The following is an 8,452-nucleotide window of genomic DNA, read 5'->3' as shown; positions in this document are numbered from 1 at the left end:
GGCTAATAATCAGTGGGGGATGGACAAAACCCCCACTGATTAAAGTTTCACTTTATAATTACCCACGCACAATATTAGGTGGTGTTTTTCCTTGTAATCCTGCCACTAAATTTTCAGCAGCTGTCATAGCCATTTGCTGCCGAGTTTTTAATGTTGCAGATCCAATGTGCGGTAAAGTTACAACGTTTTGTAATGATAAGAGCGGATTCTCTTTTTGAATCGGTTCTTGTGTAAATGTGTCGATGCCGGCTGCAAATATTTTCTTTTCTGTTAACGCATGAATTAATGCAGTTTCATCTACTGTTTTCCCGCGAGAAGCATTAATGAAAATTGCTGTTTCTTTCATTAGTGAAAATTCCTTTTCACCGATAAGATGATACGTTTCATCTGTTAATGGAGTAAGAAGAATAATAAAATCAGATTGTTTGATTAGAGTTTGTAAATCACAATATGTAGCATCAAATTTTTGCTCAGCTTCTTCTTTACGGCGACGGTTATAGTAAAGGACATTCATATCAAATCCGAATTTCGCTCGTTTTGCGACAGCTTCTCCAATTCGTCCCATTCCGATAATACCGATCGTACTATGATGTACATCTAGTCCGAAGTGTTCTTTTCCGATTTCAGCGTTCCATTCACCATTTTTCACATAGGAATTGAGTTCGCAAACACGGCGACCAGCAGATAACATAAGAGCGAAAACGAGATCGGCTACTGTATCATCTAACACATATGGAGTATTCGTTCCGATAACATTTTGTTTTTTCATCGCTTTTAAATCAAAGTTATCATGGCCAACAGAAATGTTGCTTACTACTTTTAAATTAGGAGCAGCCTGCAATAATTCTTCATTTATAGCAGATCCGAAATTTAATAACCCATCTTTATCTTTTATTTTTTCCAATAGAACATCACGAGGTACTTTCTCGTTTTGATCCCATTTTTCAAAATCACAGTGTTCTGATAAATAGTTTTCTACAAATGTTGGAACTGGTTCGGCAATATATACTTTTGGTTTCACGGTTCCATCCCCTTTCCTCTTTACCCGGATTGGTGTGTGCTAATAATCAGCTGGTATGAACCCTACCACTGATTAAAGTTTCACTTTACCCCGCTATTAACGGGCAGTAAGACGCCCACCTCAAAAAACGGCTGAAACAAAGAGGTTAGGTGGGAGATTAACTGCCCGCAAAAGCCCGATTGGTGAAGGCTAATAATCAGTGGGGATGAACCCTCCCATTGATTATTAGCCTTCACTTTATTTTGACATAATTCTCAAAAAAAATCTTCTTTTCAAACTGGAAAGAGTATTTGTATAATTTAGACACAAACTAAAAGGAAGGATGATTTATATGGTGACAGAGAAAGAATTGGAATTATTAGCTTGTCTTGAAAAGAATAGTCGTTTATCTGTAGATACATTAGCGAAGTTGTTAAATATAGAAGTAGAAGAAGCGAAAAAAATGGTTACGAAATTAGAAAGTGAAAAGATTATCGTGGACTATGTAACACATATCGATTGGACAAAAGTGAAAGAACATACTGGTTTAACGGCGATGATTGATGTGAAAGTTACACCGAAGCGTGGTGTCGGTTTTGATGCAGTAGCTGAACAAATTTATCGCTATTCAGAAGTGAAATCCGTTTATTTAATGTCTGGGACATATGACCTTTCTATTACATTAGAAGGGAAGACAATGGGAGAAGTAGCAATGTTTGTTTCTGAGAAATTAGCAACAATTGAATCTGTCGTTTCAACGACAACTCATTTTATTTTGAAGAAGTATAAACATGAGGGGATTATTTATGAAAAGACAGATGATGATAAGAGAATTGTGGTGACACCGTGAAGCAATTTGACCTATCTAGAGTAGCAGAATCTTTACAACCGTCCGGTATACGAAAGTTTTTTGATTTAGCGGCAAGTATGAAAGGTGTTATTTCACTTGGAGTGGGGGAGCCGGACTTTGTTACACCTTGGAATGTAAGGCAAGCATGTATTCGTTCTTTAGAACAAGGATATACGTCATATACAGCAAATGCAGGATTATTGGAGCTCCGTCAAGAAATAGCAAAGTATCTAAAAAAACAATTTGCAGTATCTTATGATCCGAATGATGAAATCATTGTTACAGTTGGAGCGAGTCAAGCGCTAGATGTAGCGATGCGTGCTATTGTAAACCCTGATGATGAAATACTTATTATTGAACCAAGTTTCGTTTCGTATGCACCACTTGTTACGTTAGCGGGCGGGGTCCCAGTTCCAGTAGCGACTTCATTAGAAGATGAATTTAAAGTACAGCCAGATCAAATTGAAGCAGCTATTACAACGAAAACAAAGGCAATATTACTTTGTTCTCCCAATAACCCAACAGGCGCAATGTTAAATAAATCCGAATTAGAAAAGCTAGCAGTTATTGTTGAGAAGTATAATTTAATCGTGCTATCTGATGAAATTTATGCAGAGCTCGTATACGACGAAGCATATACGAGTTTCGCGAGTATTAAAAATATGCGTGACCATACAATTTTAATTTCAGGGTTTTCAAAAGGATTTGCGATGACGGGATGGCGTCTTGGGATGATTGCAGCCCCTGTGCAATTTTCAGAATTAATGCTCAAAATCCACCAGTATTCAATGATGTGTGCACCGACGATGTCTCAATTTGCAGCACTTGAAGCATTACGCGGGGGAAATGATGAAGTAATTCGAATGAGAGATAGCTATAAAAAACGTCGTAACTTTATGACGACATCTTTCAATGAAATGGGCTTAACATGTCATGTGCCAGGCGGGGCATTTTATGTCTTCCCTTCTATAGCTTCAACCGGACTATCTTCAGCAGAATTTGCAGAACAATTATTATTAGAAGAAAAAGTGGCTGTTGTTCCTGGAAATGTGTTTGGCGGGAGTGGTGAAGGATTTATTCGTTGTTCATATGCAACATCGCTTGAGCAACTTATGGAAGCAATGAAGAGAATGGAACGGTTCATAGAGAATAAAAAAAGGACAAAACACAATACGTTTTGTCCATAAAAAGGGGGGGAATACTAGAAAGCCATGTGTTAGTATTCTATCCTAATATTGGAGAATTATACGTATTACAGGAAATTTTTTCGTGAATTTTGAATGAGTTCTATCAAAGTGGTATAATTTACTAATATAAGGTGGGAGTATCCTCGGTGTTTTACTTAGGATACTTACTCACTAATCGGATATTTAACAATAAATACATCTGCTTTGCTATTTACAATTGTAGAGAAAATGGTAAACGTATGGGAGTGTTTCACATGTCAGAACAATATACAACGGGAGTGGTTGTAACAGGGAAAGTAACTGGAATTCAAGATTACGGTGCATTTGTAGCTTTGGATGCAGAAACACAAGGACTTGTGCATATATCTGAAATCACAAATGGGTATGTAAAAGACATTCATGACTTTTTAAAGGTCGGAGATACAGTAGAAGTAAAAGTACTTTCAATTGATGAAGAACACAGAAAAATGAGTTTATCGTTAAAAGCGGCGAAAAGAAAGCAAGGACGAATTCTTATACCGAATCCATCTGAGAACGGATTTAATACACTGCGAGAAAAGCTAGCAGAATGGATTGAAGAGTCGGAGGTAATAAAGTAAAAGAGGAACGCATATGAGCGTTCCTCTTTTACTGTGACTTATGATATATATATTTGCAAATATGATTGCATGCAATCATATTCGTATGTCGGAGGCGAAAAAGACATACTGACTATTGAATTTCATGTGTTTCTGGGTCAGTACCAAGATTCTCGGATGGTTTAAATAGTAAGCCGAGGTTGATAAGCCCAGAAATACCAACGATGCCGTAAATAATACGTGCAAGAGCTGAGTTTTGTCCACCGAAAATGGCTGCTACTAAGTCAAACTGGAAGAACCCGATCAGTCCCCAGTTAACAGCGCCGATTACAGTGAAGACTAATGCGATACGTTGCAAGGTACTCATGAAAAGTCCCCCCTTAATATGAAGCGTGAGCAAGCAAGGAGTTAATAAGAAAATTTAACTCCTTTATAGAATGGTATAGTTTTGTTGTTTTTATACATGAAAAATGTACGGAAAAAGGATGTATATACATCTATACCGAAAAATGCGAATTTTTATGCAAAAATGAACTTTTTCTAAAAAATAAATAATGGTTACGTTTACAATTGTTGAATCGCTTGATTTACAACTTTAGTTTCGCTAAAGTGAATACAGAAATACATATACATAATTGGAGGGAAAAAGATGAGTACACATGTAACGTTCGACTATTCTAAAGCGTTATCCTTCATCGGTGAAAATGAACTAACTTATTTACGTGATGCAGTAAAAGTAACACATCATGCAATCCACGAAAAAACTGGAGCTGGGAACGATTTCCTTGGGTGGGTAGAGCTTCCGCTTCAATATGATAAAGAAGAATTTGCTCGCATTCAAAAATGCGCAGAAAAAATTAAAAATGACTCTGACATTTTACTTGTTGTAGGTATTGGTGGTTCTTACCTAGGAGCACGCGCAGCAATCGAAATGTTAAACCATTCTTTCTATAACACGCTTTCTAAAGAACAACGTAAAACTCCACAAGTGCTATTTGTTGGACAAAACATTAGCTCCACTTACATGAAAGATTTAATGGACGTACTAGAAGGTAAAGACTTTTCTATTAACGTTATTTCCAAATCAGGTACAACAACAGAGCCTGCAATCGCATTCCGTATTTTCCGTAAATTATTAGAAGAAAAGTATGGAAAAGAAGAAGCTCGCAAACGTATTTATGCAACTACAGATAAAGCGCGTGGTGCATTAAAAACATTAGCTGACAATGAAGGTTACGAAACATTTGTAATTCCAGATGATGTTGGCGGTCGTTTCTCTGTATTAACACCAGTAGGATTATTACCAATCGCAGTAAGTGGCCTAAACATTGAAGAGATGATGAACGGTGCAGCTGCTGGTCATAATGACTTCGCGAAATCAGAACTTGAAGAAAACCCAGCTTACCAATACGCAGTAGTTCGTAATGCCCTATACAATAAAGGGAAAACAATTGAAATGCTTGTTAACTATGAGCCAGCACTTCACTACTTCTCTGAGTGGTGGAAACAGTTATTTGGTGAAAGTGAAGGAAAAGATCAAAAAGGTATTTTCCCATCTTCAGCAAACTTCTCAACTGACTTACACTCATTAGGTCAATACATTCAAGAAGGTCGTCGTGACCTATTCGAAACAGTTCTTAAAGTAGGTACATCTACACACGAACTAAAAATCGAATTAGACGACAACGATTTAGATGGATTAAACTACCTTGCTGGTGAAACGATAGACTTCGTAAACACAAAAGCATACGAAGGTACATTACTTGCACATAGCGATGGCGGAGTACCGAACTTAATCGTAAACATTCCAGAACTAAACGAGTACACATTCGGTTACCTTGTATACTTCTTCGAAAAAGCATGTGCGATGAGCGGCTACCTATTAGGCGTAAATCCATTTGACCAACCAGGAGTAGAAGCGTACAAGAAAAATATGTTTGCTCTACTTGGAAAACCAGGATTTGAAGAGTTAAAAGCAGAATTAGAAGAGCGTTTAAAATAATAAAAAGCGATCGGGTCTCCGATCGCTTTTTATTATTTTACTGAAAAGTACACCGGTATATTCAAACTAGAATGGGTATGCTAAAGGAAAAGTCTAGGAGGGATGGGATTGATTCCGATTCAATCAAATTTAGAAGGACGTACATATGCGTTATATAAGTTAGAAGAGGTTATGAAACCACTTGGATATAGTATTGGTGGTAATTGGGATTATGATAAAGGATGTTTTGATTATAAAATCGACGAAGAAGATGGTTATCAATTTTTACGAGTACCATTTACAGCGGTGGATGGAGAACTAGATGTGCCTCAGGTAATAGTCCGTCTTGAAACGCCGTATATTCTTTCGCACGTATATCAAGACGAACTAGATGATAATGTTAATTCTTTAACAGCTGGAACGAGTGGAGTTGATCAATTTGCTGAGCCGAAAGATCCCGATGGAGACGTGAAAAGAAAATATATCAATATTGGTAAAGTACTAGTACAAGAACTAGAAAGTCATTTTTTTAATGGTGAATAACGATGAGTATGTCGCTTTCGATGAGAATGAAAGAATGAACTGGATTGATCATATATTGTTCGTCGCGCTTTACACCTAGTAAGAGAATATTTTGTTTTAAAAGAGTATAGTTACAATTCGCAAAGGATTGTCCGGTGCAGGACGGGGAAATCTCCATCAGTTGTAATTTGTTATCAGAGATTTCATCGTAAAGGGAGAATAGTACGCCTGAAATGGAAGGGAATAAAAGAGAAGCAGTAAATACATAGCTCGTTAATTTATTTCCTTCTATAATTTCTGATACGCCAGCTCTCATTGCATTTTGGATTTGTTCAGAAGTAAGAAGTTCAGCGATGCAGTGAATGTTTGGATTAAGTCCCTTTGCAGTTAAAATATTTAAAATGGACTGTGTATCTGCTAAGCTTTCGTTCTTCTCTTTATCTGATGTTATTAATATAGTGTGAGCTGTTGTAATGTTAGCTTTTAATAAAGTTTGATCGTGATGCGGACAACCTTTTATAAATTCTAAATGATGAAATGGCTTTGGAAGTAAAGAAAGTGTTTCATCAATTAAAACGATATCAAGGTTCGGTTGTAATATGTGCATTTGTTTTACAACATGTTTTGCGCGCTCATTCCAGCCAACGATAATCATATGACCATTAGAGGTAGCAGCTTCTTCTCCTTTAATTTTCATATATTGTTTATTAATCATATCGGTAGCGAATAGAACCATATAATAAGAACAAAATCCCGTTCCTAATAAAATGATGCCTATCCCGATAATTTTTCCTATCGTTGTATGGGGGGCGAAATCGCCGTATCCAACGGTGAAAATGGTAACGATTGACCACCAAATCCCGTCGAACCATGTGGTGAAGTGATCTGGCTCGAGTGTATGTATAAGAAAGCCGGAGAAAGCAGTAAGTACAATAATAAAACAAATTAAACGAAAAATAATGGAATCACGAAATGTATCTACTAAATTCGTACGGGATTTCAAGTTCCTATTCCTCCTTACGTTTCAGGACTACATTCATTGTTACCATTATAGAAAAAAGAAAAACTCTCTAATTAAAAAGAGAGTTCGTTTCATAATTAATACATACTTTCAACTTCAGTTTGTTGAACACTCTCAAGATGTTGGAGAGCATAATAAACATCGGCAGTATGTCTTTTTTGATCGATAGACAATTTAAGATGTAAGTAGTGAGCGCCGCTTTCTAATGTTTTAAGCTTCATATTTTTAACCTTTATATCCATTTCTTTTATTTCTTCAATTACAATGGGGATATTGTCCATATTTCGTACAACAAGTTTCACTGCGATATCACGTTGGCGAAATGATCTAGGACCGACGAATTTCATCGTTAAGGGTATAAGTTCTACACTAATCATAAGGAAACACATTCCGAAAGTAGCCTCGATATAGAAACCAGCTCCAACGGCAATGCCAATACCAGAAGCACCCCAAATCATAGCGGCGGTCGTTAATCCCGCAATACTATCGTTTCCTCGGCGTAAAATTACACCGGCACCTAAAAAACCGATTCCTGATACAATTTGAGCGGCAAGTCGAAGTGGATCCATATTCATATGATCGGTATGTGGTAAGTTGTAAGCAGCTTTAATAGAAACAATCGTCAGGAGGCAACTAATTATAGAAATAACTAAACACGTTTTTAAACCGAGTGGTTTACGTTTTAATTCGCGCTCTAAACCGATGGCGAATCCTAAAATAGCCGAGAGACCTAGTTTTATTAATAAGTCGGTGTAGTCCATGTATATTCCTCCTTGTATGATATGGTATATGAATAAAACGTTTATATAGAAAGAAACGCTTTTTGGCAGAGTGACTTTATATAGAATATATGTAGGAATTACTTAGAAATGAAAGAGATATTTCGTTTAAGTATATGATATTAAAAAAGAAATGTAGTTGGTTTGAAAAAAGTTTTCAAAAGGTGTTGCATTTCATTTTTTCACATGATATATTAATAACCGTCGCTGATGCGGAAACGTAGAAAACGACAAAAAAGAAATTGAAAAACTTAGTTGACATCGAAAAACGAAGATGTTAACATAAGGAAGTCGCAAATGAGCGACTAAGTAGTTCTTTGAAAACTGAACGAAACAAACAACGTGAACGTCAATTTTTATTTTTAGATGCTAGACAAACTAACTTTATTGGAGAGTTTGATCCTGGCTCAGGATGAACGCTGGCGGCGTGCCTAATACATGCAAGTCGAGCGAATGGATTAAGAGCTTGCTCTTATGAAGTTAGCGGCGGACGGGTGAGTAACACGTGGGTAACCTACCCATAAGACTGGGATA

The 8,452-nt window shown here is 36.8% G+C and carries 9 protein-coding genes and 1 rRNA gene; 6 read left to right on the top strand and 4 right to left on the bottom strand.

The features are described 5' to 3' along the window. Positions 1–58: 58 nt before the first annotated feature. The gene (locus tag AC1DTM_RS13995) at positions 59–1,051 is read right to left on the bottom strand and encodes a 2-hydroxyacid dehydrogenase (RefSeq protein ID WP_033714043.1); all 993 of its coding nucleotides are present in this window, start codon (positions 1,049–1,051) and stop codon (positions 59–61) included. A gap of 301 nt (positions 1,052–1,352) precedes the next feature. Between AC1DTM_RS13995 and AC1DTM_RS13990 the strand changes: the two genes are divergently transcribed. From AC1DTM_RS13990 to yugI, 3 genes are all read left to right on the top strand, one after another. Next, positions 1,353–1,850: an Lrp/AsnC family transcriptional regulator gene (locus AC1DTM_RS13990; protein ID WP_016106498.1), complete on the top strand. Its 498-nt coding sequence runs from the start codon at positions 1,353–1,355 to the stop codon at positions 1,848–1,850. Then, positions 1,847–3,037, top strand: a complete 1,191-nt coding sequence (locus AC1DTM_RS13985; protein ID WP_002129685.1) for an aminotransferase — start codon at positions 1,847–1,849, stop codon at positions 3,035–3,037. The genes AC1DTM_RS13990 and AC1DTM_RS13985 overlap by 4 nt, the downstream gene beginning before the upstream one ends. Before the next feature lie 254 nt (positions 3,038–3,291). Next, positions 3,292–3,636 carry a S1 domain-containing post-transcriptional regulator GSP13 gene (gene yugI / locus AC1DTM_RS13980; protein WP_002015848.1) on the top strand — a complete coding sequence of 115 codons (345 nt, stop codon included), beginning with the start codon at positions 3,292–3,294 and terminating at the stop codon, positions 3,634–3,636. 112 nt (positions 3,637–3,748) lie between these two features. Here yugI and AC1DTM_RS13975 read toward each other — a convergent pair whose 3' ends face one another. Further along, entirely contained in the window at positions 3,749–3,982 is a 234-nt protein-coding gene (locus AC1DTM_RS13975) for a DUF378 domain-containing protein (RefSeq protein ID WP_016106497.1), read from the bottom strand. Positions 3,983–4,264: 282 nt separating this feature from the next. On the opposite strand from AC1DTM_RS13975, the gene AC1DTM_RS13970 reads away from it, so the two are divergent. Both AC1DTM_RS13970 and AC1DTM_RS13965 read left to right on the top strand, forming a co-directional pair. After that, the gene (locus tag AC1DTM_RS13970) at positions 4,265–5,617 is read left to right on the top strand and encodes a glucose-6-phosphate isomerase (RefSeq protein WP_002112570.1); all 1,353 of its coding nucleotides are present in this window, start codon (positions 4,265–4,267) and stop codon (positions 5,615–5,617) included. A gap of 108 nt (positions 5,618–5,725) precedes the next feature. Continuing rightward, positions 5,726–6,139: a YugN-like family protein gene (locus AC1DTM_RS13965; protein WP_002160047.1), complete on the top strand. Its 414-nt coding sequence runs from the start codon at positions 5,726–5,728 to the stop codon at positions 6,137–6,139. Here AC1DTM_RS13965 and AC1DTM_RS13960 read toward each other — a convergent pair. Beyond that, entirely contained in the window at positions 6,126–7,121 is a 996-nt protein-coding gene (locus tag AC1DTM_RS13960) for an ion channel (RefSeq protein ID WP_016106496.1), read from the bottom strand. The genes AC1DTM_RS13965 and AC1DTM_RS13960 overlap by 14 nt on opposite strands. 95 nt (positions 7,122–7,216) lie before the next feature. Further along, the gene (locus AC1DTM_RS13955) at positions 7,217–7,900 is read right to left on the bottom strand and encodes an MgtC/SapB family protein (protein ID WP_002160049.1); all 684 of its coding nucleotides are present in this window, start codon (positions 7,898–7,900) and stop codon (positions 7,217–7,219) included. Between the two features lie 402 nt (positions 7,901–8,302). Between AC1DTM_RS13955 and AC1DTM_RS13950 the strand changes: the two genes are divergently transcribed. Beyond that, positions 8,303–8,452, top strand: a 16S ribosomal RNA gene (locus AC1DTM_RS13950); the annotation flags it as partial.

It is taken from the genome of Bacillus sp. P4_D3, assembly GCF_056401855.1.
This window is presented reverse-complemented; position numbering and strand designations above follow the sequence as displayed.

Coding starts and splice junctions, on each gene's coding strand:
- yugI (WP_002015848.1), top strand. CDS start 3,292: ATGTCAGAACAATATACAACGGGAGTGGTTGTAACAGGGAAAGTAACT.
- AC1DTM_RS13975 (WP_016106497.1), bottom strand. CDS start 3,982: ATGAGTACCTTGCAACGTATCGCATTAGTCTTCACTGTAATCGGCGCT.
- AC1DTM_RS13955 (WP_002160049.1), bottom strand. CDS start 7,900: ATGGACTACACCGACTTATTAATAAAACTAGGTCTCTCGGCTATTTTA.
- AC1DTM_RS13990 (WP_016106498.1), top strand. CDS start 1,353: ATGGTGACAGAGAAAGAATTGGAATTATTAGCTTGTCTTGAAAAGAAT.
- AC1DTM_RS13970 (WP_002112570.1), top strand. CDS start 4,265: ATGAGTACACATGTAACGTTCGACTATTCTAAAGCGTTATCCTTCATC.